General features: G+C 43.2%; 22 protein-coding genes, 1 other RNA gene and 1 other annotated feature. Of the genes, 3 read left to right on the top strand and 20 right to left on the bottom strand.

The annotated features are described in order from the left end of the window. Positions 1 to 91: 91 nt before the first annotated feature. The 7 genes from ACIQXU_RS01850 to ACIQXU_RS01880 form a co-directional block, all read right to left on the bottom strand. A complete protein-coding gene (locus tag ACIQXU_RS01850; protein WP_402986410.1) occupies positions 92 to 853 on the bottom strand; it encodes a tRNA threonylcarbamoyladenosine dehydratase in 762 nt (253 codons plus the stop codon). A gap of 110 nt (positions 854 to 963) precedes the next feature. Next, complete coding sequence (locus ACIQXU_RS01855; protein ID WP_402986413.1) at positions 964 to 2,112, bottom strand: M20 family metallopeptidase; 1,149 nt, start codon at positions 2,110 to 2,112, stop codon at positions 964 to 966. 168 nt (positions 2,113 to 2,280) lie between these two features. Continuing rightward, on the bottom strand, positions 2,281 to 3,423 hold the full coding sequence (locus ACIQXU_RS01860; protein WP_402987342.1) for a nuclease-related domain-containing protein: 1,143 nt from the start codon (positions 3,421 to 3,423) through the stop codon (positions 2,281 to 2,283). Between the two features lie 55 nt (positions 3,424 to 3,478). Next, positions 3,479 to 3,664: non-coding RNA, 6S RNA (gene ssrS / locus ACIQXU_RS01865), on the bottom strand. A gap of 83 nt (positions 3,665 to 3,747) precedes the next feature. Beyond that, positions 3,748 to 5,520, bottom strand: coding sequence for an aspartate--tRNA ligase (gene aspS / locus ACIQXU_RS01870; RefSeq protein ID WP_402869808.1), 1,773 nt, complete (start codon positions 5,518 to 5,520; stop codon positions 3,748 to 3,750). Positions 5,521 to 5,532: 12 nt separating this feature from the next. After that, positions 5,533 to 6,804 (bottom strand): histidine--tRNA ligase, encoded by a 1,272-nt coding sequence (gene hisS, locus ACIQXU_RS01875; protein ID WP_402986416.1) that lies wholly within the window; start codon positions 6,802 to 6,804, stop codon positions 5,533 to 5,535. Positions 6,805 to 6,878: 74 nt separating this feature from the next. Next, positions 6,879 to 7,115, bottom strand: a binding site (T-box leader). 80 nt (positions 7,116 to 7,195) lie between these two features. Next, a complete protein-coding gene (locus ACIQXU_RS01880) occupies positions 7,196 to 7,369 on the bottom strand; it encodes a hypothetical protein (RefSeq protein WP_402869812.1) in 174 nt (57 codons plus the stop codon). 128 nt (positions 7,370 to 7,497) lie between these two features. On the opposite strand from ACIQXU_RS01880, the gene ACIQXU_RS01885 reads away from it, so the two are divergent. Continuing rightward, positions 7,498 to 9,261: an N-acetylmuramoyl-L-alanine amidase family protein gene (locus ACIQXU_RS01885; protein ID WP_402986418.1), complete on the top strand. Its 1,764-nt coding sequence runs from the start codon at positions 7,498 to 7,500 to the stop codon at positions 9,259 to 9,261. A gap of 86 nt (positions 9,262 to 9,347) precedes the next feature. Here the strand turns inward: ACIQXU_RS01885 and dtd are convergent, their stop codons facing one another. From dtd to ACIQXU_RS01915, 6 genes are all read right to left on the bottom strand, one after another. After that, positions 9,348 to 9,791: a D-aminoacyl-tRNA deacylase gene (gene dtd / locus ACIQXU_RS01890; RefSeq protein WP_402869815.1), complete on the bottom strand. Its 444-nt coding sequence runs from the start codon at positions 9,789 to 9,791 to the stop codon at positions 9,348 to 9,350. A 14-nt stretch (positions 9,792 to 9,805) separates the two neighbouring features. After that, complete coding sequence (locus ACIQXU_RS01895) at positions 9,806 to 12,004, bottom strand: RelA/SpoT family protein (protein WP_402869817.1); 2,199 nt, start codon at positions 12,002 to 12,004, stop codon at positions 9,806 to 9,808. Between the two features lie 317 nt (positions 12,005 to 12,321). Continuing rightward, complete coding sequence (locus ACIQXU_RS01900) at positions 12,322 to 12,834, bottom strand: adenine phosphoribosyltransferase (RefSeq protein WP_402869819.1); 513 nt, start codon at positions 12,832 to 12,834, stop codon at positions 12,322 to 12,324. After that, positions 12,825 to 15,200, bottom strand: a complete 2,376-nt coding sequence (recJ, locus tag ACIQXU_RS01905; RefSeq protein ID WP_402986421.1) for a single-stranded-DNA-specific exonuclease RecJ — start codon at positions 15,198 to 15,200, stop codon at positions 12,825 to 12,827. The genes ACIQXU_RS01900 and recJ overlap by 10 nt, the downstream gene beginning before the upstream one ends. Before the next feature lie 121 nt (positions 15,201 to 15,321). Then, positions 15,322 to 17,574, bottom strand: a complete 2,253-nt coding sequence (gene secDF / locus ACIQXU_RS01910; protein WP_402958227.1) for a protein translocase subunit SecDF — start codon at positions 17,572 to 17,574, stop codon at positions 15,322 to 15,324. 195 nt (positions 17,575 to 17,769) lie between these two features. Further along, positions 17,770 to 18,075: a post-transcriptional regulator gene (locus ACIQXU_RS01915; protein WP_402869825.1), complete on the bottom strand. Its 306-nt coding sequence runs from the start codon at positions 18,073 to 18,075 to the stop codon at positions 17,770 to 17,772. Positions 18,076 to 18,241: 166 nt separating this feature from the next. Between ACIQXU_RS01915 and spoVB the strand changes: the two genes are divergently transcribed. Then, entirely contained in the window at positions 18,242 to 19,804 is a 1,563-nt protein-coding gene (gene spoVB / locus ACIQXU_RS01920) for a stage V sporulation protein B (protein ID WP_402986423.1), read from the top strand. Between the two features lie 20 nt (positions 19,805 to 19,824). Here spoVB and ACIQXU_RS01925 read toward each other — a convergent pair whose 3' ends face one another. Next, positions 19,825 to 20,484, bottom strand: a complete 660-nt coding sequence (locus ACIQXU_RS01925) for a DUF421 domain-containing protein (protein WP_402958222.1) — start codon at positions 20,482 to 20,484, stop codon at positions 19,825 to 19,827. Between the two features lie 189 nt (positions 20,485 to 20,673). Here ACIQXU_RS01925 and ACIQXU_RS01930 point away from each other — a divergent pair, with 189 nt between their 5' ends. Beyond that, entirely contained in the window at positions 20,674 to 21,045 is a 372-nt protein-coding gene (locus tag ACIQXU_RS01930) for a TIGR04086 family membrane protein (protein ID WP_402869831.1), read from the top strand. 43 nt (positions 21,046 to 21,088) lie between these two features. Here ACIQXU_RS01930 and yajC read toward each other — a convergent pair whose 3' ends face one another. Genes yajC through ruvA form a run of 6 tightly spaced genes read right to left on the bottom strand, consistent with a single transcriptional unit; the run spans position 21,089 to position 25,485 of the window. Next, positions 21,089 to 21,373 carry a preprotein translocase subunit YajC gene (yajC, locus tag ACIQXU_RS01935; protein ID WP_402869833.1) on the bottom strand — a complete coding sequence of 95 codons (285 nt, stop codon included), beginning with the start codon at positions 21,371 to 21,373 and terminating at the stop codon, positions 21,089 to 21,091. A 39-nt stretch (positions 21,374 to 21,412) separates the two neighbouring features. After that, positions 21,413 to 22,552 (bottom strand): tRNA guanosine(34) transglycosylase Tgt, encoded by a 1,140-nt coding sequence (gene tgt / locus ACIQXU_RS01940; RefSeq protein ID WP_402986425.1) that lies wholly within the window; start codon positions 22,550 to 22,552, stop codon positions 21,413 to 21,415. Positions 22,553 to 22,589: 37 nt separating this feature from the next. Then, the gene (gene queA, locus ACIQXU_RS01945) at positions 22,590 to 23,618 is read right to left on the bottom strand and encodes a tRNA preQ1(34) S-adenosylmethionine ribosyltransferase-isomerase QueA (protein WP_402958220.1); all 1,029 of its coding nucleotides are present in this window, start codon (positions 23,616 to 23,618) and stop codon (positions 22,590 to 22,592) included. A 39-nt stretch (positions 23,619 to 23,657) separates the two neighbouring features. Then, positions 23,658 to 23,861 (bottom strand): DUF2905 domain-containing protein, encoded by a 204-nt coding sequence (locus ACIQXU_RS01950; RefSeq protein WP_402958217.1) that lies wholly within the window; start codon positions 23,859 to 23,861, stop codon positions 23,658 to 23,660. Further along, positions 23,858 to 24,859, bottom strand: a complete 1,002-nt coding sequence (gene ruvB, locus ACIQXU_RS01955) for a Holliday junction branch migration DNA helicase RuvB (protein ID WP_402869841.1) — start codon at positions 24,857 to 24,859, stop codon at positions 23,858 to 23,860. Before ruvB ends, ACIQXU_RS01950 begins: the two co-directional genes overlap by 4 nt. Positions 24,860 to 24,870: 11 nt before the next feature. After that, a complete protein-coding gene (gene ruvA, locus ACIQXU_RS01960; protein ID WP_402958215.1) occupies positions 24,871 to 25,485 on the bottom strand; it encodes a Holliday junction branch migration protein RuvA in 615 nt (204 codons plus the stop codon). Positions 25,486 to 25,622: the final 137 nt, after the last annotated feature.

The following is a 25,622-nucleotide window of genomic DNA, read 5'->3' on the forward strand; positions in this document are numbered from 1 at the left end:
TAGTTTGTCTATATTTTTAGGTAAAATAGTAAATATATGTAATTATTAAAACAAAAAAACTGACCCTGGATCAGAGTCAGTTTCCGGCTTATCAATCGTTAACACGACGAACTTCAATATCTTTTAATAGGTCATTGATGACCCAGCTTGCCGCAATTAAGCCGGCTACAGATGGAACGAACGCATTGGAAGATGGAGGCATTTGAGCTTTACGGATTTTCGCCTCATCATTACCGACCTCTTTCCGGACATCCTCACGTATCACAATTGGGCTTTCATCGGAAAATACAACCGGAATTCCTTTTGTGATGCCTTCTTTACGCAATCTTGTGCGAATGACTTTCGCAAGCGGATCGGTATGTGTTTTGGAAATATCGGCAATCTGGAAGCGGGTTGGATCCATTTTATTTGCGGCACCCATACTTGCGATGATCTTGATATTTCGTTTCAGGCACTCTTTCATGACATGCATTTTGTAGATGACCGTATCGGATGCATCGATGACATAATCGAGATTATAACTGAAGAATTCCTCGAAGGTTTCTTCTGTATAAAACATCTTCAAGGCGATGACTTCACAGTCCGGATTAATATCCTGGATGCGCGCTTTCATCAATTCGGCTTTTGGCTGGCCCACAGTCGAAAGAAGCGCATGGATCTGTCTGTTTACATTTGTGATGTCCACATCATCTTTATCGACAAGGATAATCCGGCCAACACCTGTACGTGCCAACGCTTCGGCTGAAAAAGAACCGACTCCGCCTACACCAAGGACAGCGACCGTCGTGTTTTTCAACCGGTCCATGCCCTCTTTACCAATCGCTAGTTCATTTCGTGAAAACTGATGCAGCATATATTTTCAACTCCAATAAATTCTGATCTTATTTGTGTTCCCAATTAACAATATATCATAAACATCAGGGATGACAAGCAAATATGACCAGTTTTATCGGAATTGGCAGGCTAGTTCATTCGAGACAATTTTTCAAGCAGGGTGGCTAATAGGAGTGTGCGTTCTAACAGGCTTTCTATCTCTAAATATTCATCTTCGCTATGGGCATGGCCTCCAATCGGTCCGAGTCCATCAATCGTTGCGATCCCTAATTCAGAGGGGAACGACGCATCCGAGCCTCCACCCGTTTCCGTATCGGTGATGGTGATGCCCATTTCCTCACCCGCTTGCCGGATGATTTCCAATAAGACGGTGGTTTTCTCCGTCTTTTCCATGGGCGGCCGGTCCATCTTACCGCTCAGGCTAGTTTTTGTTCCCGCTACAAACGTTTGGGCACAGATATCCTTCATTTGCTTAAAGACGAACTGCGCCTGATTTCTTTTTGAGATTCGCACATCTATTAAAGCTGATGCATGGGGTGCAACTGTATTGACCGCCACCCCGCCTTCTATGATTCCAACATTTACGCCGATGCCTAGTTGATGATCCGTTAACCGATGCAGGGCGAGGATCTTATGAGCCAATTCTTCAATCGCACTCTGACCTTTTTCCGGTTCAACCCCAGAATGTGCAGATTTCCCTACAACCTCCACCTTGAATTGGCCGCAACCTCTTCTCGCGGTGACAAGTGAACCATCTGCTCTCGCTGGCTCCAACACAAGCGCGAACTTCTTGTCCTTGGCTTTTTCCGAAATGAGCGCGGCAGACGATGGCGACCCTATCTCTTCATCGCTGTTCAAAATGATTTGTATATGTTTATAGCCGGTTTGTCCAGTCAGTTTCATGCAAAAAATCGCATATAGAAGCTCGACCAGGCTTCCCTTCATGTCAATAACACCTGGCCCATATGCACGCGGGCCCACCATTTTGAACGGACGTTTCTTCGCTGTCCCTTCCGAAAAAACGGTATCCATATGCCCAACAATGAGAATATGCGGAGACATTGCTTCACGGTGCTGGATGGCTAAATGATCGCCATATTTCTCCTGTTTAATTACCGTCACTAGAAAATTAAGATCCTCAAATTTCTTTTTTAAAATCGCTCCGATTTCATCAATGCCTTTTTTTGTATAAGAACCGCTATCGATATTCACAAGCTGCTCCAATAATTGGAGCATTTCTTTCCTTTTCGCGTGCAATAAGTCCTTCAAAGCCCTCACTACTTTCTATCCTCGCTAAAGATTTATACTCCTACTCATAATTTACGAACGTACATCACGGAATGTTCCATAAATAGTGCGGGTATCAGTCAGTTTGATGTTTTTATCGGTCAATTTTGCACTTTTATCGGTCTAATGTAACATTTATCGGTCAAAACTCACTTTATATCAGTCAACCTCCCATTCAAGAACATATTCTCGCCCTTTATATGACCCGTAATGATCGACATTCATTCCTGACAGGATACGATTGGCAACCGTTCCTGATTCAATTTGCAGAAACGAACGCACATCTTTATTCGTTATCGTAGGACGGACAAGGAGGGCAAAATCATGCAATGCTTGTAAGTGAGCATTCTTTGAGCTATGCGAACATGAAGGGCATATCCATTTTCCCCGCCCGCGTTTCATGGGAAGAGCCATACATTCCGGACATTGGACACCTTTCAATAATTCAGTTTCAGGGATTTGGTACACGTGTAGGATATTCTGATTGAGCGGGGTGTTTTTTTGGAGGAAGCTATTAGAAAGTTTGTTGAATTGCCTTTGCGTCAGTAAATGGGAAGGATACTTATTTTCAAGGGTTCGTATTCTAGCGTTGAGGGTTTCTTTACCAGTAATTTGGTTGAAAATCGAAGTGTGCCCAGGCGTAGTTTTGATGATGGCATTCGGGTTTGCATTAGCAATGAGGGTTTCTATCGGAATCTCCGGGAATTTATGAAGCCTCATCCAATCGGTTAAGCGGGATTTCTGGATATTCACCTGTAGAAGCGGGTCAAGGTAGGCTTGTTCCTGCCCGTCTTTCGTACGGATCAATTGAGGATAAAGTCGATCAAAATAAAGTGAACCGGCAAAGTTTTTCACCTCTATAATGATCATTACGTTTTTGGACAAAAGCAATAGATCCAGTTGAAAAAAACGGGTTGCGTCATGCTGTAATCGCAGATCATGAAAAGTGTAAAATTCCCCGGATAGATAGGCCAACTCAGCACCAATAGCCAGTTCTCCCTTATGACCCGTGCGTATTTTCCGATAATCACTCGTTATAAGGTACTGCTTAGGGTGGTGTTCAGGTAGCCTCCTGGTCAATGCTTCTAATTTGAGCATCTTAATTGGCTTCTTGCATGGTTTTTTAATCAATTCATCACTCTCCTTACATGCTTTTTTCGACATGTCTGCAGATGAATCCTGCATAAAAGGGTTCTGCATGTCTTTTATCGGTCCGTTTGTGTTTTTATCGGTCAAATCAGCACTTTTATCGGTCAATTGAATATATTTATCGGTCAAAACACCACTTTTATCGGTCAACATCCAAAGCACACAAAAAAACCCATGTTTTCTCAACATGAGTTGCTTTGTTATGCATAAGAGTCCCAATTGTGCCGTTTATGCCTTTGTTTTGAACCCGCTCTCCGCAGGTGGGTGCTCGGTTCCTTGCATTTGTAAGTCCTCTACGAAGGAGGCATTTACGCGGCCTGGAAACTAGTGCTCCCGGTAACTATAAGTGTTCGGTCAAAACTTATAGGTTAAAGAACGAACACATCAGGACTCTTACTTGTTGAAATCATCATAGCATATCACTTAGCTCTGTTTCAAGAGAAAGCATCTAGGTATAATTTATCATTTTTTACCAATTTACTTACTTTTCTTTGCAGCCAATCTGATGCTTAGTTCTGCTAATTGCTTGTCGCTTACCGGACTTGGAGCATCTACAAGCAAATCGCTAGCGCTAGCTGTTTTCGGGAACGCGATGGTATCGCGAAGGTTTGAACGACCCGCAAGCAACATCACCATACGGTCTAATCCAAGGGCAATTCCGCCATGTGGAGGTGTTCCGTATTCAAAGGCATCCATTAGGAAGCCGAATTGTGCTTTTGCTTCTTCTTCAGTGAATCCAAGTACTTTGAACATTTTTTCTTGAACATCACGTTCGAAAATACGTAATGAACCACCGCCAAGCTCGTATCCGTTCAATACAAGGTCATAGGCTTGTGCGCGGACATTGGCTGGATCGGATTCAAGAATATCCAAGTCTTCACGGAATGGCATTGTGAATGGATGGTGGGCTGCGTAGTAGCGGCCTTCGTCTTCATCATATTCAAATAATGGCCAGTCTGTAACCCATAGGAAGTTGAATTTGCTTTCGTCGATCAAGCCTCTTTCTTTACCAAGCTTGTTACGAAGTGCACCAAGTGCATCCGCTACGATTCCTTTTTTATCAGCAACAAATAGGATAAGGTCTCCTACTTCCGCTTCCACTGCAGCTACTAGTTGTTGTTGATCTTCAGCGAAGAATTTAGCGATTGGTCCTTTTACGCCGTCTTCTTCGACTTTCAACCAAGCAAGGCCTTTCGCGCCGTAAATCGCTGCAAATTCTGCCAATGCATCGATATCTTTACGGGAATAGTCTGCATTTCCGTCCTTAACGACGATTGCTTTTACTTGTCCACCGTTCGCTATAGCTCCTGTAAATACTTTAAAGTCGCTATCTTTCACGATTTCAGATACGTCTTTCAATTCCATTGCAAAACGTGTATCCGGTTTGTCAGAACCAAAACGGCTCATCGCTTCGTTATACGTCATTTGCGGGAATGGAAGGGTAACGTCCATTCCTTTTACGTCTTTCATGACTTTTGCCATCATGTTTTCAGCCGTTTTAATGATATCTTCCTGGCTCATGAAGCTAGTTTCAATATCAATTTGCGTGAATTCGGGCTGTCTGTCAGCACGTAAATCTTCATCACGGAAACAACGGGCAATTTGGTAGTAGCGTTCGAAGCCAGATACCATCAACAGCTGTTTGAATAGCTGTGGAGATTGTGGCAAGGCGTAAAATTCACCATCATGGACACGGCTTGGTACTAAATAATCACGTGCGCCTTCTGGTGTGCTCTTTGTTAAAATCGGTGTTTCGATATCAAGGAATCCTTCTCCGTCCAAGAAATCACGGATTGCTTTAGTCGTTTGGTTACGCATTTTCAACGTTTCGAACATTGCCGGACGACGTAAGTCCAGGTAACGATATTTCAAACGGATATCTTCTGAGACTTCCGTTCTTTCATCAATGATGAACGGAGGTGTTTTTGCTTCATTCAAGATTGTTACGCTTTCCGCTTGAACTTCAATCGTACCTGTTGTCACGTTTGGGTTGATGTTCGCCTCATCACGTTTGATGACCGTTCCTTGGATATCAAGAACGTATTCATTACGGATTTTTTCAGCGGTTGCCAAGGCTGCTGCCGAGATATCCGGATTGAAAACGACTTGTACGACTCCGCTTCTGTCACGAAGGTCGATAAAGATGACTCCACCTAGGTCACGACGTTTTTGTACCCATCCTTTTAATGTAACCTTTTCACCAATTGCTGCTTCTGTTACTTCTCCATTGAAGTATGTTCTGCCAAACATGGTATTTCCCCCTTAAGCCTGTAGCTTTTTAAATTGTTCAACGAATGTAGCTAGGTCCATTTGGACCTGTTCGCCCGTTTCCATGAACTTTAGACTGATTTTATTGTTTGCCAATTCATCGTCTCCGAGAGTCGCCACGTATTTCGCTTCTAAACGGTCAGCTGATTTAAATTGGGCTTTTACTTTACGGTCCTGGTAGTCCTTTTCGACTTTGAATCCAGCATTACGCAATTGATAGGCAAGTTTGACGTTATAATCCTTAGCCGCTTCACCTAATGAAACAAGATAGCAATCGATGCCTTTCTTAATCGGAAGTTGAACATTTTCCGCTGAAAGCGCAGCAATGAGACGCTCGATGCTAAGGGCAAAACCAATTCCTGGCGTTTCCGGACCGCCAAGCTCTTCGGCAAGACCGTTATAACGTCCTCCACCACATAGAGTCGTGATGGCTCCAAATCCTTCGGCATCACTCATGATTTCAAAAGCTGTATGATTGTAATAATCCAAGCCGCGAACAAGTGTTGGATCTTCGATAAACTCGATGTCCAAATTTGTTAAGTGTTGCTTCACTTTTTCAAAATAGATACGTGATTCCTCATTTAAATAATCAATGATGGAAGGTGCCGTTTGCATCAATTCATGATCGTGGTCTTTTTTACAATCAAGAATACGTAGTGGGTTTTTTTCCAGGCGTTGCTGGCAATCACCACAGAACTCGCCGATGCGTGGCTCGAAATGCTGGATTAAAGCATTGCGGTGCGCTGTCCGGCTTTCTTTATCCCCTAAGCTATTAATGACCAATTTCAGTTTTTTCAATCCAAGTGCCTTGTACAGACTCATGGCCAATGAAAGAACCTCTGCATCAATGCCAGGATCCTTACTGCCCAAAGCCTCGATCCCAAATTGAACGAACTGGCGGAAACGTCCTGCCTGTGGTCGTTCGTACCGGAACATAGGTCCGATATAATAAAGTTTGACCGGTTGATTCGCCCAACCAAACATTTTGTTCTCAATGTATGAACGAACGACAGAAGCTGTTCCTTCAGGACGAAGCGTCAGATTCCTTTCGCCGCGATCCTGGAATGAATACATCTCTTTTTGCACGATGTCGGTCGTATCCCCTACACCCCGCAAAAATAATTCCGTATGTTCAAATATCGGCGTACGGATTTCTTTATACTGATAACGTTGACAAATTTCGCGCGCAGTCTTTTCAATATACTGCCAAATCTCCGTTTGTTCAGGCAGTAAATCCTGTGTCCCTCTTGGAATCTGAATCGACATAATTATTTCCTCCTTTACAGCAAACGCCATTTTATCCCAAACAAAAAACTCCCGTCCCTTGTAACATAATCGTTACAAGGGACGAGAGTTGAATATCCCGTGGTGCCACCCTAGTTGAAACACAATAAATACGTGCCTCCGCTTAAAAGCAGTTAACGCCTGCTTACGTCCATCTCCTACTAGTGAAATCGTTCAGAGTGAAACCTACGGAGGGTTCTTTCATTAAGTCATCATGTGGAATGCTTTCAGCCTCGGCATTTCCTCTCTTGTTCATGTGTTTCTTAATTACTCTTCTCCATCATTGGTTGTTACAGTAATAGTTCTGATATTGTATAATCATACGGACGTTGCCTTCAAATGTCAAGATTCCTTGAGAAATTTGTCGAAACTTTCATTGATTGAGATTCTTTTTCAAGTTTTTGATTGTCCGGACGTTCACTTCGAATTCGGATGCTAATTCAACAAGATTTGCAGTTTGTTCCTTTTGGATGAAATCATGAAAATCGACGCCTAATACTTGATTGCCTCCATTTAATGTCGTTTGGGCCTTCTCGCTGAATTTCATTTGTACCCCTCCATCGTTTAGATATGATTTAGTCTTTCCAAAAATAAATCTTTTTTGCATAATAAAGAGGGAAATTTTTTATTGAACGAGAATAGATACAGATAGACGGAAAAGGGAGAGAGACAGCCATGAAAAGGAAACCAGGATTCATTGCCCTTGCCCTGTTGCTGATGATGACGGCTTTTTCACCGGTACAACACGTACTTGGAGAAAGTGAAGGAGAAATTATCGTGACGTCAAAGGTGGTCAATGTCCGTGAAGGTGCGGGCCTTAGTTACCCTATCGTCAAAAGGCTTTCAAAGGGCGACAAATATGAAATCGTAAGTGAAAAAGATGATTGGTACGAAATACGGATTGGTACCGGTAGGACAGGCTGGGTGGCCAATTGGCTTGTGGAAAGAAATACGGAGTCGGGTCAAGTCAGGATGAAAACTGGTCAAGGTACCATTACCGGCGATTCCGTCCGTGTCCGTTTTGGTCCAGGCACCACATTCCAAACGGTAAGTACATTATCAAAAGGTACACCAGTGGACATAATGGAAAAGAATGAAAATTGGGTCCAAATTAAAAAAGGTGACATCGAGGGATGGGTCGCAGCTGACTATATTCAGCTTCCTTCTTCTTCAGCAGAGAACAAGGTGAATCAAGATGTTAAGGAAGAATCGGGAAAGAACCTGAAAACCGGTTTCGTCATGGTCGACAACCTTAATGTCCGTTCAGAACCATCCAAAAACAGTGCCTCATTAGGTAAGCTGAATAAGAGTGCTTCGGTCACCGTTTATCAAATCAATAATGAATGGGCTGAAATTAACTTTCAAGGCAAAAAAGGATGGGTCGCTGAATCATACATAGAAATTGGCAAGGATAAAGACGTTACCAAGGAAATCACGGCAGGCACGGCCATAGCAAGAATAACCGCCACAGGTTTAAATGTGCGGAAAAAAGATTCTTTGAATAGCGAAGTCATCGGTTCGGTCAATAAGGATGAGACTTATCCAGTTCTCCAACAAAAAGGACAAATGACACAGCTTCAACTTTCCGACGCAAAAAAAGGATGGGTCGTCAGCTGGTTCCTAGAAATTGAGAATGAGGAACAAACGTCCAAGGAAACGAACCATCCTATCAAAGGTACTAACATCACAACCATACATGACGGCACCATCCTTAGAAGTAAACCGAATACGGGCTCCGACATCGTTGGACAAGTTAATGCGGGTGAAACCTTCCACGTCCTTGGCATGGAGGGAGATTGGTACTCCATTAAGCTTAAGAATGGGGAAACCGCATATGTAGCAGGCTGGATTGTTAAAGTGGAGGGCAACGCCGATCAAGTTAAACGACCAGGTGTTGAAAAATATTTAGAAGATAAAGTCATCATCATTGATCCAGGCCATGGAGGCCGCGATAGCGGGACAATCGGAGTTGGTGGTACTCTTGAAAAGAACTTGACCATCCAGACGGCTGAGTTGCTTCGGGACAAGCTTCAGGCCGCTGGTGCAAAAGTCATCCTAACAAGAAGCTCCAATACGTATGTGGCTCTTCCATCACGTGTCAACATCTCTCATATTCATAATGCCGATGCATTCATCAGCCTCCATTATGATAGCACCATCGATCAGATCACAAGTGGGATAACCACGTATTATTATCACGGCTATCAGCAGGCCTTGGCCTCTTCCATAGCCCATTCACTCGGTTCCACCATGCAGGTGCCTAATCGCGGGTACCGGTTTGGGGATTATCATGTAATCCGTGAAAACAAACGAGTCGCTGCACTGATTGAATTAGGTTACTTAAGTAACCCTGTCGACGAATTGACGATTACAACGAACGAATACCAAGAAACTGTCACCTCTGCCATCTATAATGGTTTGGCAAGGTATTTTAAATGATGAAAAGCCGAGACTCCAATATGTGGGGCCTCGGCTTTTCCCTTTTCTTGAATACAAAAAAGTAAATCCCTGCACAATGCAGGGATTTACTTTTTACTTTCTAATAGCAACGTTACTGGACCATCATTGGTGAGCTGAACATCCATCATGGCACCGAATTCACCTGTTTCGGTATGGACGCCACGTTTGCGTAGCTCTTCATTGAATAGATCATATAAAGCTTTCGCCTCATCAGGACGGGCGGCGTCCATGAAGTTCGGGCGACGGCCTTTTCGGCAATCGCCGTATAAGGTGAATTGTGAAACGGAAAGGATCGAACCACCAACATCCAGTAGTGAATGGTTCATCTTTTCATTTTCATCTTCAAATATTCTAAGATTGACAATTTTCTCAGCCAATTGGACGGCGTCAGCCACGGTATCCCCATGGGTGACTCCGACTAAAAGCACGAGCCCTTTATCAATTTGACCAATTGTTTTGTCTGCCACAACGACCTTGGCAGCTTTGGAACGTTGTAAAACAACACGCATAGTGATAAAACTCCTTAGTTCATAATCCTTCTTACGGAATAGACATCTGGTATTTGTTTTATACGGACGACGACCTTTTGTAAATGGGCAATGTTATGAATGTAAATGGACATATTGATGGTGGCCACTTTATTACGGTCTGACTTACCTGAAACGGCTGAAATATTTGTCTTAGTTTCATTGACCGCTTGCAGGACTTCATTCAATAAGCCTCGTCGATCATATCCGCTGATTTCAATCTCAACAATGTATTCCTTGCGATCGTTTATGCTGCTTTCCCACTCAACAGGGACCAGACGGTGATCCGATTCGCCACTTTCCAAGTTAGGGCAGTCTCGTCTATGAACGGAGACTCCACGTCCTTTGGTAATATAGCCGACAATTTCATCGCCTGGGACCGGATTGCAACATCTTGATAAACGTATGAGCAGATTATCAATGCCTGGTACACGAACCCCAGAGTCACGTTTTTTCGATGAGCTAGGGAAGGTTTTGAGATCTGAAACCGCTTCTGTGATGTCCGCTTCTTGCTCGACCATTTTCTGCTTACGCCATTTTTCAGTAAGGCGATTGGCTACTTGAAGGGCTGTAATCCCGTTGTAGCCGACTGCTGCATACATGTCCTCTTCATTAAGGAAATTGAATTTATCCGACACGCGCTTAATGTTTTCGGGAGTCAGGATTTCCTTCAGGTCAAATTCCATTTCCTTGATTTCTTTTTCAACCAGCTCTTTGCCTTTTTCAATGTTTTCTTCGCGGCGCTGCTTTTTGAAGAATTGGCGGATTTTATTTTTCGCCTGGGACGTTTGGGTAAGTTTTAGCCAGTCCTGACTAGGTCCATATGAATGCTTCGAAGTCAGGATTTCAATGATGTCACCTGTTTTCAGCTTATAATCCAGCGGTACCATTTTCCCGTTCACTTTGGCACCTATCGTTTTATTACCGATTTCGGAATGGATACGGTAAGCAAAGTCAATTGGATTAGATCCTGAAGGAAGCTCAATTACATCGCCTTTAGGTGTGAAAATGAACACCATATCGGAGAAAAGATCGATTTTCAGGGACTCCATGAATTCTTCGGCATTTGTAGCGTCATCTTGGAATTCTAGGATTTCCCGGAACCATGTCAATTTTTCCTCTAGGGACGGCTGTTCACCGACATCCTTGCCTTCTTTGTAAGCCCAGTGAGCGGCTACCCCGAACTCGGCAATGCGATGCATTTCCGATGTACGGATCTGCACTTCAAGCGGATCGCCTTTTGGTCCGATTACCGTCGTATGCAACGATTGATACATATTCGGCTTTGGCATTGCAATATAATCCTTGAATCGGCCAGGCATCGGTTTCCAACATGTATGGATGATCCCCAGGACTGCATAGCAATCCTTGATACTGTTAACCACGATTCGTACCGCTAATAAATCATAAATTTCACTGAATTGCTTGTTTTGGAGAGCCATTTTCCGATAGATGCTGTAAATATGTTTCGGTCTGCCGGAAAGGTCGGCATTTATATGGACTTCCGTAACATTCTTACGCACTTCTTCAATAACTTCTTCTAAATACTCTTCGCGCTCCGCACGCTTTTTCTTCATGAGATTGACGATGCGGTAATACTGTTGCGGATTCAAATACCTTAGTGCGGTATCTTCCAGCTCCCATTTAATCGTGCTAATTCCTAGACGGTGTGCAAGCGGTGCAAAGATTTCCAGGGTCTCATTCGAAATCCTTCTCTGCTTTTCCTGTGGAAGATGCTTCAACGTCCGCATGTTGTGCAATCTATCGGCTAGCTTGATTAAAATGACCCGAATATCTTGAGCCATTGCAACAAACATTTTCCGATGATTTTCCGCTTGTTGTTCTTGCTGTGATTTATATTTGATCTTCCCTAATTTGGTTACGCCATCGACGAGCATGGCTACTTCAGGACTGAAATTTTCTTCGATATCCTTTAGCGTGATCTCCGTGTCTTCAACAACATCATGTAAAAAACCTGCGGCAATAGTTGCAGGATCCATTTCTAGGTCCACCAGTATACCAGCGACTTGAATCGGATGAATAATATACGGCTCCCCCGATTTACGGAATTGTTCTCGGTGAGCATGCTCTGCATATTTAAACGCTCTATGAATAAATTCAGCTTCTTCCGGCTGAAGATATAAGCTGGCCCGTTCTACAACCTGCTCGGCAGTCAATATTTGATCATTAGCCATTTAATCACCTTAACCCCACTTTAACTGCCACCGGATACTTTTCCGTCCGGATTGAGTATGATTGGTAACACTTTCCTTCTTTCAACAAAAACCTACATTATTTGCTAAAAAAATAAATCCGCCTAAACGGATACATGTGCAAATTGATTTAGTAGAAGAAAAACTCTTTATTATTACTATTATCGAAAAAAAATGCAAGGATGTAAAGGGTTAAACGTGTATTTTCTTTAGAATGCTTCTTTTTTTCATTGGAAATTCGACAAAATCACTGAAAATGATAAAAAAAAGAAGGCACTCTGGTCAGAGCGCCCTTGTTTTTAGAATGTCATTAATGTTAAAACATCATAACCTTCTAATTTATCTTTTCCATCTAGGTCTGTTAATTCAATCAGGAATGCAATTCCCGCTACAATTCCACCAAGTTCTTCTACTAATTTAATCGTCGCTTCGATTGTACCGCCAGTAGCAAGTAAATCGTCGGTGATTAGAATGCGTTGGCCCGGTTTAATAGCATCTTTATGGATTGTCAATACATCCGTTCCATATTCTAAACCATATTCGACTTTGATTGTTTCCCGTGGAAGCTTACCTTCTTTTCGTACTGGTGCAAATCCCACTTCCAAAGAGTATGCGACTGGGCAGCCGATAATGAATCCGCGCGCTTCAGGTCCAACAACTAAATCAATCTTCTTATCGCGGGCGTACTCCACGATTTGATCTGTTGCGTATTTATAAGCGGCACCATTATCCATTAATGTTGTAATATCTTTGAAGATAACACCCGGTTTCGGCCAGTCTTGCACAATCGTTACAAATTGCTTTAAATCCATTGCTTTGTTTCCTCCTCAAGGTCTATTGCCTCATGAATCAATATATGATTGAACCAATCGAATAATTGCTGATAGGAAGAATAAACTAGCTCTTGCTCGAGCTCAAATTGTTCTTTCTTTCTTATAAACGAAACAGATTCACTGAAATCGCGTTTTTTCGGGTTGGTCGTGAGCATAATTAATCCATTGTCTATTGTAACAAAATCAAGCTCAAAAAACACCTTAGAAATAAAATCCACTGTATCTCTTGACCAGCCGCGGTATTTGGCAAGGTCATCGCCATACCTTTTTATATCGAGCGGGCCCTTTTTGGAAAGAAATGCATAAAACCATTTGAAGTGGTCACGCGTCGGTAGCGTACTCAAAAAATGATCCTGCACATGAGAAAAATGAGCATAGATTCGTGCTGGTTTTTTATTTTCAACCACCTGTTTCAACAGGTTTCTCAGCGGTGGCATGTCCATGAATACGACATGGCCTTCATGACATTCCAGTTCCAAGGCATCCTTTTCGTCCTCTATATGGACAAGGTCAGGATGTTGTTGTAGAAATGGATAGGCTTTAAGGGTTTCCTCAGAGAAGATAACGATCTTCCGGTTATGTGCCGGAATGTCCGCCAGCCATTTATCAGCTTGTCCCTTGCCTCGATAGTCGAAAAGTTGCCAATGATTGACTTCTATATCTTGCACAAAGATTTGCGGCTTTTTGATGTTATTCCATTCATTGATGGAAAGTTCACCGATAACGGAAACCTTTGCGTGTGGGGCAATCTCTTCCATATAATGTCCAAGGCCGAACCCTACCCCATCCAGTTTATGATTCTCGCTATCCTCAAGCTGAACCTTCAAGTGGTTGTGGTTCGTGCCAATTTTGCGGACGCTCGCAAGCTGAACGGAATCTATTAAAATCTTCGGCTTAGGGTTCGTCACACCGAAGGGAGCAAGCAAACTCATTTCCTGGATCGTTTGAATGGAGGCTTCAGCCAATGTCGTCGCCCCATCCAGATTGGTAATCGGTGTGAAGTCCTCTTCGTTAAGTTGTTCGTTCGCAATCTTATTCATACGGTCCCGAAGCTCTTGAACGTCTTCGATTTTCAATGTCATCCCTGCAGCCATAGGATGGCCACCGAAATGAGGCAATAGTTCCCGACAGGTTGAAAGGCTTGCGAAAAGGTCGAAGCCGGAAATGCTCCGGGCCGATCCCTTTGCAAGTCCTTTTTCCTGGTCAAAACTTAATACGATGGTTGGTCGGTAAAAACGTTCAACGAGCTTAGAGGCTACAATCCCGACAACCCCCGCATTCCACCCTTCCCTTCCAATGATAAGGACACCATTGGTCTCAGGCGGATAGTTTTCCTCCACTTCCCGAATGGCTTCTTCAGCCATCGATGCAACCATCGTTTGCCGCTCTTTGTTAATATCGTTGATTTCCACAGCAAGCTCGGTCGCTTCTTCCAAATTATCCGACATCAGTAAATCGACGGCCGGATCGGCATCTCCAAGGCGGCCAACGGCATTGATTCGAGGCGCCATCCCAAATCCGATTGATTCTTCACTCAATGCCTCCTGCTGGATATTCGCCACTTTCATCAAGGCTACGAGCCCTGGTCGTTTGGTCAACCGCAGCTTTTCGATTCCTTTCGCAGCAATCAGACGGTTCTCCCCTTGTAAAGGGACCAAATCGGCAATGGTACCGATTGCCGCGATTTCCAGCAGATCCTCGGGCATTTCGCCAAGTAAAGCATGGGCCAGTTTGAACGCAACCCCCACTCCTGCAAGGTCTTTAAAAGGATAGGCGCTATCTTCAAGCTTTGGATGGATGATGGCCAGTGCTTCAGGCAGGATAGGACCTGGTTCATGGTGGTCGGTCAAAATATAATCCATGCCTAGCTCAGCTGCCAGCTTCGCTTCTTCCACAGCAGAGATTCCCGTATCGACGGTTATTAACACCTTAACGCCTTGATCTGCAGCCAGGCGGAAAGCCATTGGATTCGGTCCATATCCTTCCGTAAACCTGTTGGGAATGTAAAAATCGACATCAGCACCTAATTTAGTCAATGTCGTCATCATGACCGTCGTGGACGTTACACCATCCGCATCATAGTCCCCGAAAATCCTGATTTTCTCTTTATTTTGTATCGCTTCTCTTATTCTATATACCGCTTTATCCATATCTTTCATTAAAAACGGATCATGGAAAGTTTGATTTTTTACAAATAGAAATGAACGGGCACTTTCAATGGTATCTAGGCCCCTATTCACTAGTAATGTCGCAACCAAAGGTGTGATATGAAGCTCTTCGGCTAGTATAGCTACTTTATTTTCATCGACGGATTTTACGTTCCATCGAGTTTTTGGCTTTAACATGCATTCACCCCTTAACCTACTTATTATACAAAATCACAAGTTTGGTTTCAATTTTATATTATAGACTTTCTTGTTCAGAAAAAAAAGAAGGCCGGCAATTATGCCAGCCCCCTCTTAGTTATTAAACTTGACCTTCCATACTCTGTTTCTTTTCTTTTGCTGTATTCAATGGTCCTTTTTTCTTCAATTCTTTGATTTTTAAATCGAGCCAGAATTGAGAAGCAATCAATAGGGACGAGTAAACGCCACATAATAAACCGATAAATAAAGCAATCGAGAAGTTTCGAATAGCTTCACTTCCGAATATCGCTAACGCCACAACTGTCACAAGAACGGTCAAGACCGTATTGATCGATCTCGTCAACGTTTGTCTTATACTGATATTGGCAATATTCTCAAGCTCTTCGACCGTTTTGACCTTACGGCTAAATCGTAAGTTCTCACGGATACGGTCAAAAGTAACGATTGTATCATTGATGGAATAACCCACAATCGTCAAGACTGCTGCGATGAATGTGATATCCACTTCAAGGCGAAGCAAGCTGAATATCGTGATGATGAAGAATGCATCATGTATTAGGGCTACAACAGCCGGTAAAGCCATCCGCCATTCAAAGCGTACGGATACATAAAGGATGATGCCAAGTGATGCGATCAATAAAGCAATCATCGCATTTTTAGCAAGTTCTTTTCCGACTGTAGGAGAAACGGTGCTGACATTAGGTTCGGCACCATAATCCTTATTGAAGTGGTCCTTCAATTCAGCGATTTCCTGTTTATCAAGGACACCGACCGTACGAACGACAGCATTTTTATCATCTGTACCGGCAAGCCTGATATCCTTCGCTTCAATATCGAACTTGTCCATCTCCGTCTTAATCTGTTCAGTCGTAAGTGCCTCTTTCGAAGCGATTTCAATACGGGTACCACTGGTAAAGTCAATGCCCAGATTCAATCTGAATACGAACAAGAAAATGATCCCGATGAGCGTAACACCGATTGAAATGCTATAAAAGACTTTCCGATGTTTTACGAAGTCGATTTTATCAAAGCGAGTTGGCAATGACATTAAATCGATTTTCTCGGATAGATTGTGAATGTATTTTTTCTTCACGCCAAACCAAGATTTCCGTTTGTCCAGGAACCCACTTTTCACCCATAAGCTCATGAAAAGACGCGTACCATATACGGCGGTGACAAAACTCATTAAGATGGAAATGATCAACGTTGTGGCAAATCCTTTAACCGAGCTTGTCCCATAGAAGAATAGTACGGCTGCGGCCAACAATGTCGTCAAGTTAGCATCCATGATTGTGCCAAGTGAATTTTTCGTACCTTCTGTGTATGCTGCCTTCACAGATCGTCCAAGTTTTAACTCATCCCTGATTCGCTCATAGGTGATGATATTGGCATCGACTGCCATCCCAACACCGAGTACAAGAGCCGCTATACCAGGTAACGTAAGAACCGCATTCATCCAATCAAAGACTAATAGCGTTAAGAAAATGTAAATGCTCAATGTGACGATCGCAATGAAGCCTGGGAAGCGATAATACACAAGCATGAAGATAAAAATAAGTGCAATTCCGATGATGCCGGCAAAAATAGTATCATTCAAAGCCCCTTCACCAAATTGGGCCCCAACGGAAGTGGAGTACACTTCTTTTAAGTCAACGGGCAGGGCACCTGCGTTCAATAACCCAGCAAGCTCTTTTGCCTCTTCTACTGTAAATTGACCCGTTATGAATACTTTATTTGTACTGAAGACTTCACTGACAGCTGGTGCTGAAATCATATTGTCCTGTGAATCTACTTTTTTAATGGAATCTTTTCCTTCTTCAAAATCCAACCAGATAGCCAGTACATTCGTCGGGCTCTCCATGGAAGAAATCTTTTCAGTGATCTCTTTAAACTTGTTTGCATCTTTCAATGTGACTTCAACGACAGGTTTATTATCTTGGAACGTTTGCTTTGCGCCGCCTTCTTTCAGGTCAGCCCCTGTCATCATTTCCTTATCATTGTAGTCACGGAAGGATAGTTTTGCCTGAGTCGAAAGAATTTCCCTGGCATTATTTTGATCTTGGATACCCGCTAGCTGAACACGGATCCGATCATTTCCTTCAATTTGAATGATAGGTTCGTTGACCCCCAATACATTGACACGCCGATCGAGCGCGCTCGCTGTACTGCTCAAAACATCCTGGGTGATTTTTTCACCGGCAAGCGGTTTTACTTCATATAACACTTCAAAACCGCCTTGAAGATCAAGACCAAGCTTGATGTTCCCAAGGATTCCTTTTGAAGTCGTTCCCATCGCTGCGGCAATCAAAAGAACAATTAGAAAAAACGCAACGATTCTGCTTCTTTTTACCATTATGTAGTAGGCCCCTTTCTTTATTACGCCTGTTCTTGGAGTATAAATAACTGTTTATTTTTTCATGAATGATCTTGTTTGCTCTTTAGTTTGAGAAAAAAGGCACAGTTCTTTATGCTTTTTTCCAAAAAAAAGCATAACCATATCTATTATGATTCATTTACAAACGGCTGTCAATTTAAGTATATATCTCTTTTATTCTTTCAAAAGCTCTTTTAACTCTTCTTCAGAAAGGGGGGCGAATAGATTGGGTGATTTAAAAGCTTGGACCATTTGGAACGACATGAACTGATTGCTTGAAAACGTAACGATGTCAGCGACCAATTCGTGAAGATGGACGCTTTCCTGCGGTCGTTTCCATTTCATGTCTGTCAATGTACTCCAAAGGTCCTCCTCGGTAACAGCTTCTAATCCAATCATTTCGAACTCCTCGCATTTGCTTTTCAGGAATGGTCGTACCTTTAAATAATACCGCTGATACGGATGATTTTTTTTCTTCATCACTTTGCCTCCATTAAAATGATTCTCAATTGGATGCGTACATTTCTTAGAAGAGACTCAATCATTTGAGAGAACACAAACACTTTTGTCATGCTTTGTCCAAGTACAAGCATATAGATAATTGTATAGTATAACCGCTTTTTTGAGAAGGCAGGGAGGGAGTTCAATGTCTAAATTTTTGAAAGGGACGCTGATTTTATTAATAGCAAGCCTGATTACAAAGGTTCTTGGATTCATCAACCGCATCGTCATCGCCCGTTTCATCGGCGAAGAAGGCGTTGGTTTATATATGATGGCACTGCCGACATTATTTCTTGTTATCAATATGACTCAATTGGGTCTGCCGATTGCCATATCCAAATATGTAGCCGAAGCGAACGCCAGGGGCGATGAACGGAAAATCAAGAAAATTCTCGTTGTTTCTTTGGCATGCACATTTGGTTTATCGATGATTTTCACCCCGGCCATGCTCCTGTTGGCACCCGTTCTTTCTGAACACTTGTTCACGGACGGACGAACGGTTTGGCCACTTATGGCGATTGCCCCTATTGTTCCGATCATCGCCATTTCATCTGTCCTGCGCGGATATTTCCAAGGTAAGCAAAATATGAAACCATTTGCGTTCTCACAAGTGATTGAGCAGGTCGCCCGGATTACCTTCATCGCGGTGCTGACAAAAGCCTTTTTACCGTATGGAATTGAATATGCCGCAGCCGGTGCCATGTTTGCCTCAATAATTGGTGAACTCGTTTCTCTTTCATACCTTTTAACAAGCTTTAAATTCAAGAAGCATTTCAGATTCAGAAAGGGTTTCTTTCAAAATGTTAAATCAGGAAAAGGGACGTTTACCGAACTAATGGGAATTGCCCTTCCTTCGACAGGCAGTCGCATGATCGGTTCCATTTCCTGGTTCCTGGAACCAATCGTCGTTGCTCAGAGCTTAGCCCTGGCAGGCGTGACGGCTGCAGCGGCCACAAGTCAATACGGGGAGCTGACTGGATATGCCTTGCCCCTTCTCATGCTTCCCTCCTTTGTCACGGCTTCACTGGCTACAGCCCTCGTTCCTGCTGTTAGTGAAGCACGGACGACAGGAAATTATCTGCTAGTGGAACATAGGCTTCAGCAAGCACTGAAAATTACCTTCATTACCGGCTGTCTAGCCGTCGTCACTCTCTTCATCTTCGCTGAACCAATCTTACAGGTGATGTATGGTTCTTCTCATGCAGCCGTATTCATTAAGTTCCTGGCACCTTTTTTTATCCTTTTCTATTTTCAATATCCACTTCAGTCCATGCTTCAGGCACTTGACCTTGCAAAAGCTGCCATGTTTAACAGTCTGGCAGGAAACATCCTCAAGATCGGCGTAATCTGGATGCTGGCTTCAAAGGAGAATTTCGGCATCATGGGGGCTGCAATCGGAATAGCGGTAGGGACCATGCTCGTTACGTTCCTCCACTTTTCCACCGTTATAAAAGTCGTTCCATTCACGCTCCATTTCCGGAGCTACATCCTTTCTTTGATCATTGCTTTGATTTCTGGCTTTGGGGGTTATTATGTCTACGAATTCCCTCTCGCCTCTCTGCCATTGGGATCGCGCTTATTGCTCTCCGTTTCAGTATTGTTGGTGCTTTTCATCTTTTTCATGTTAGGGACGGGCAGCATAAAGAAGGTGGATTTGATTCGTATTCCTTTCATCGGTGGTTTCTTAGCAAAGTTTGCTTGGAAATAGAAATAACCAAGTTCCCTTGGTTATTTCCTCACTTCTTTTTTATCAATATAGATCTGACCATTGATGAAACCGCAAATCGAGACTTCTTCAAGCTTCAGGTATCCATGCCTTTTCAACTGATGCAGAAGCCAGTATTTGTCTTTTCCTATGTATGCTAGGTTGTTTTCCTGTATCTTTCCGTCGATGATAAGCGGGTATGGTGTTTCGATACTTTTTGACTTCTTCCCTTGGCTATTTTTAATGACAGAGAGCTTGCCCGAAGATTCAAGTATCGCAAATTGCACTTCATTCAAGTCACTGATTCCCTGTTCGCGGAGCTGCGTCAACAAATCATTAAAATTATACCGTTGCCTTCTCATTACTTTCTCATCTATTTTCCCTTGGTTGATGATGATTTGCGGCTGGCCATCCATGAGATAGCGGAACCTTACACTCTTCAATGAAAAGAATGCCAATATGATTTGAACAACTGCAAGGACCAACATCGGGAAAATCGTTCCAAAAAATGGTTCATCATTTCCTTCTAAGGCTAATACAGCAATGTCTCCTATCATGATGGAAACCACCAAATCCAGGATGCTAAGTTCCCCGACCTCTCGTTTTCCCATCAACCTAAAAAGGAGCAAAATGAATAAATAAACAAATAGGGTCCTTATTCCACTGCTTAAATAATCTTCCATACAAAGCACTTCCTTCACCATTATCATGGCTGGGATGACGAATAATTACTCTTTTTATTTTAAAAATTCACGGAAGGTTCCCAAACCTGGTCTAAAGCGGATAAAAGTGGAATATGCTTGTACAAACACATCAACAGGCTAGTCGATTCAGCCTTTTAAAAAGGGGGAATAAACATCGAAACAAAAAAAATGAGCGTCGCCGTACTTTATGGCGTCGGCTCCATCTTTGCCATAGCTGTGATTGCAAGTTTTCTATTTTCGATTCTTCTTCGTTTCACTTCATTGACGGAATCATCCCTGACATACGTAATCATGATCGTGTCCTTTATATCATTATTCATTGGCGGGTTCATTTCAGGGGGCAAAGGTCAGAAACAGGGGTTATTCCTAGGTGGCAGTACAGGATTACTGTATCTCCTTGTCGTGTTCCTTTTTCAATACTTGGGACATGATGCACTGTTTACCTTGAAACAATGGATTTATTACGGATGCTTTGTCATTACCGCTATGATGGGTGGAGTACTTGGAGTGAATATGAGCTCAGAATCACGGACGAATTAATAGAAACAAAAAAACCGGGCACAGGGCCCGGTTTTCGTCTGTCTTATACTTGTGCTTCTCTAGCTGGTGCGCTTTCCGTAATTTCACGGATTGCAGCACGGTCAAACGTTAGTTTTGAACCATCTGTAGATTTAATGACGATTTTTAACTCATCGATAGCATCGATTGTTCCGTGCATTCCACCGATCGTTGCAACCTTGTCGCCTTTTTTCAAGCTCTCTTGCATGTTTCTTGTATTCTTGGCGCGTTTTTGCTGCGGACGGATAAGTAGGAAATAGAACAATACGAACATTAAGATTAACGGAAGTAATTGTGTTAAACCACCCATTTATATTCACTCCTTTCATTTTTTAAAGTATTTATGGAATTAGAAGTTTTTTGCATTTGGCTTATTGAAACCATATTGTTCAAAAAACTCTTCCCTAAAGTCTCCAAGGCGATCTTCTCGGATAGCTTGTCTGACCTGTTCCATCAAGTTTAACAGAAAATGAAGATTGTGATAAGTCGTTAGACGAATACCATACGTTTCTTCGCATTTAATTAAGTGGCGAATGTATGCCCGGCTATAATTTTTACAAACATGGCAATCGCAATTTTCATCGATTGGACCAAAATCACGCGCGTACTTCGCATTTTTTACGACTAATCGGCCAGTACTTGTCATCAATGTACCATTACGAGCGATTCGTGTTGGCAATACACAGTCAAACATATCAACCCCACGGATTGCACCGTCAATCAATGAATCAGGTGATCCAACCCCCATGAGGTAACGAGGCTTATTCGTTGGTAAGAGCGGACTCGTGAACTCTAGCACACGGTTCATGATATCCTTTGGTTCACCCACCGATAATCCACCAATAGCATAACCCGGGAAGTCAAGGGAAACAAGGTCTTTCGCACTTTGTTTACGGAGATGTTCAAACTCCCCACCCTGAACGATACCGAATAATCCTTGATCATTTGGACGTTCATGAGCATTCAAGCAGCGCTCTGCCCAGCGTGATGTCCGTTCGACAGACTTCTTCATGTATTCCTCGGTAGCCGGGAATGGAGGGCACTCATCGAATGCCATCATGATATCTGAGCCTAGTGCATTTTGGATTTCCATTGCCTTTTCAGGAGATAAAAATAGCTTATCACCATTGATATGGTTTCTGAAATGGACGCCCTCTTCCTCAATTTGACGGAATTTGCTTAGGGAGAATACCTGGAAACCGCCGGAATCCGTTAATATTGCACGATCCCAGTTCATGAATTTATGCAGTCCTCCAGCTTCCTTGATGATCTCATGCCCTGGACGTAGCCATAAATGGTACGTATTGCTGAGGATGATGCCTGCCCCCATTTGTTTCAATTCTTCAGGTGACATCGTTTTGACGGTAGCCATCGTCCCAACCGGCATAAATGCTGGAGTTTCGAAAGAACCATGTGGCGTATGAACGCGGCCAAGCCGTGCCCCCGTCTGTTTACATGTTTTGATTAACTCATATCGTATTGCAGTCAACGCAATAACTCCCTTCAAGAGCCTATCACTCTTTATATTACTTGATTAACATTGCATCTCCAAAACTAAAGAACCTGTATTTTTCTTCCACTGCCGTTTCGTAGGCATGCAGAACATGTTCCCTTCCTGCAAGTGCAGAAATAAGCATGATTAACGTTGATTTTGGCAGATGGAAGTTCGTGATCATTGCATCGATTCCCTTGAATTCGAAACCAGGATAGATGAAAATGCTTGTCCAGCCGCTTTCTTCCTTGAAAACCCCGTCATTACGGGATGCAATCGTTTCCAGCGTTCTTGTTGATGTCGTGCCGACTGTGATGATCCTTCCGCCGTTTCCTTTCACTTCATTCAACAACCGTGCTGTGCCTTCGGTCATTTGGTAAAATTCCGAATGCATTTCATGACTGTCGATGTCTTCCACACTTACAGGGCGGAACGTTCCAAGCCCAACGTGTAGCGTGATGAAAGCAATGTGAACCCCCATGTCTTTAAGCTTTTCAAGCAAATGCTCCGTAAAGTGGAGACCAGCCGTAGGTGCTGCTGCCGATCCACGTTCACGTGCATAAACCGTCTGGTAGCGGTCTTGATCGTCAAGTTGTTCTTTAATGTAAGGTGGCAACGGCATTTCGCCAAGTTCGTCCAATATTTCATAGAATATGCCATCATACTGGAATTTCATAATCCGGCCGCCATGATCCAGAATGCCTGTGCAGACTGCACGTAGCTTGCCATCACCAAAAACGATAGTGGATCCTTCTTTAATACGTTTTGCAGGTTTCACCAAGGTCTCCCAAACATCGTCACTCTCTTGTTTTAACAAAAGAACTTCAACTTTCCCGCCTGTTTCCTCTTTACTTCCATAAAGTCTTGCTGGTAAAACCTTCGTATCATTCAATACAAGACAATCACCCGGCTTCACATATTCCGTGATTGAACTGAACACATCATGCTGAATCTCACCGGTTTCCTTGTCCAATACCATCAATCTACTTGCTTCCCTGTTCTTCAAAGGAACTTGGGCAATCAATTCCTCTGGTAAATGAAAATCAAACTCTTCTAATTTCATCTGTTCCACTTCCTAATCTGTGTATCATGTAGTTAGTTATTATTTAAAACGGCTAATTAAATAAAAAATAGCCGACAGCACAATGCTGACGATGATCGAGGTCATGATAGGAAAATAAAAAGTCGTATTTCCCTTCTTGAAAAAGATATCCCCCGGGAGCCTGCCAAGCTGAATGAACTTCATCGCAAATCCAATCACAAAAATAATCACACCTAGAGTCATGATCGTCTTAGGCATATTCATCGCTCAGGCATCTCCATCCCGAAATGCTCGTAAACAAGCGAAGTTGCCATACGACCTCGAGGAGTCCTCTGTAAAAAACCAACCTGCAGTAAATAGGGTTCATACACATCTTCAATCGTATGCGCTTCCTCCCCGATCGTAGCTGCGATCGTCTCCAAGCCCACAGGACCACCACGAAACTTTTCAATGATTCCTTTAAGTAATTTATGGTCAATATGATCCAGTCCTAAACGGTCGACCTGCATTAATTCCAATGCATAATCAGCCAGTTTCGTCGTGATCGTGCCATCCCCGCGAACTTGGGCAAAGTCCCTTACACGGCGTAAAAGCCTATTGGCAATCCTAGGGGTCCCCCGCGACCTTCTCGCAATCTCACCGGCAGCCTGGTCATCCATTTCCGTATCCATGATTTGGGCGGTCCGGAGAACGATGTCGGTCAAGTGATGTTCCGTGTAATATTCCAAGCGGCTCAAGACGCCAAACCGGTCCCTAAGAGGTGCTGATAGTGAACCCGCACGAGTTGTAGCGCCAACAAGGGTGAACGGTGGAAGATCGATTCGGATTGAACGGGCTTCAGGTCCCTTACCGACCACGATATCCAGACAAAAATCCTCCATGGCTGGATAGAGGACTTCCTCCACGACCCGAGGCAAACGATGGATTTCGTCAATAAATAAGACATCCCCTGGTTCAAGGGCACTCAAAATGGCTGCCAAATCTCCCGGTCTTTCAATGGCCGGTCCAGAAGTCGTGCGGATATTGACTCCCATTTCGTTCGCAATGATGACGGCAAGCGTCGTCTTCCCAAGCCCCGGCGGTCCATACAAAAGCACGTGATCAAGCGTTTCTTCGCGCATCCGGGCTGCTTCGATGTACACACTCAAATTCGCCTTCACTTTATCCTGTCCAATGTATTGCTTTAAGTTTTGCGGTCGCAGGCTTTGTTCAAAGGATAGTTCGTTCAAATCGGCTTCCTGATTAAAAACTCTCTCCTCCATTGCGCCACTCCTTATCTTAACATCATTTGCAATGCTTTCTTAATGTATTGCTCGGTCGTCATTTCTTCCACTTGCAGCTTTTTCGCGACCTTCTGTATTTCTTTTTCCGAGTAACCAAGTGCCTTCAGGGCCAGAATCGCTTCGTCCAACTCTTCGGTATACCCATTTTGATTGATTGCCGTCGGAACTCCTTCATTGAATAAGTTCGGGAAAGCATCCGGGATGATATTCTCAAGCTTGCCTTTTAAGTCAAGGATCATTTGGCGCGCTGTCTTCTTTCCGACTCCAGGGAATTTTACAAGGAACGTCTCATCCTCATTTTCGATGGCTTGCACAACCTGATCCACCTGGCCCGACGCCAATATAGCAAGCGCCCCTTTCGGCCCGATTCCCGTCACATTCAATAGTTTCGTGAACAGAGCCTTTTCCTGCCGCGATTGAAATCCGTATAAAGAAATCATGTCCTCACGTACATAATGATATAGAAAAACTTGAGTCTCTTTCTTAAATTGGGCGGAGTAAATAAAAGGATTCGGAGTCAGCACTTGATATCCGATTCCCCCATTATCCACGACTATGTATTCAGGTCCAATATAATCGACCATGCCTTTTATATAATCATACAAATTAATTCTCTCCCTGATTTAGCTGTACCTCTCATTTTATCATAAAAGGAGAGGGAAGTTTATTAAAAGTTATTTAGCAATTGGTGGTGTTCACCTCCTATGCTTATTTATGTTCTTTTGAGATAGGCACCTTTTGC

This window comes from Peribacillus sp. NPDC097284 (assembly GCF_044761765.1).
In the GTDB taxonomy this organism is placed as follows: Bacteria; Bacillota; Bacilli; order Bacillales; family DSM-1321; genus Peribacillus.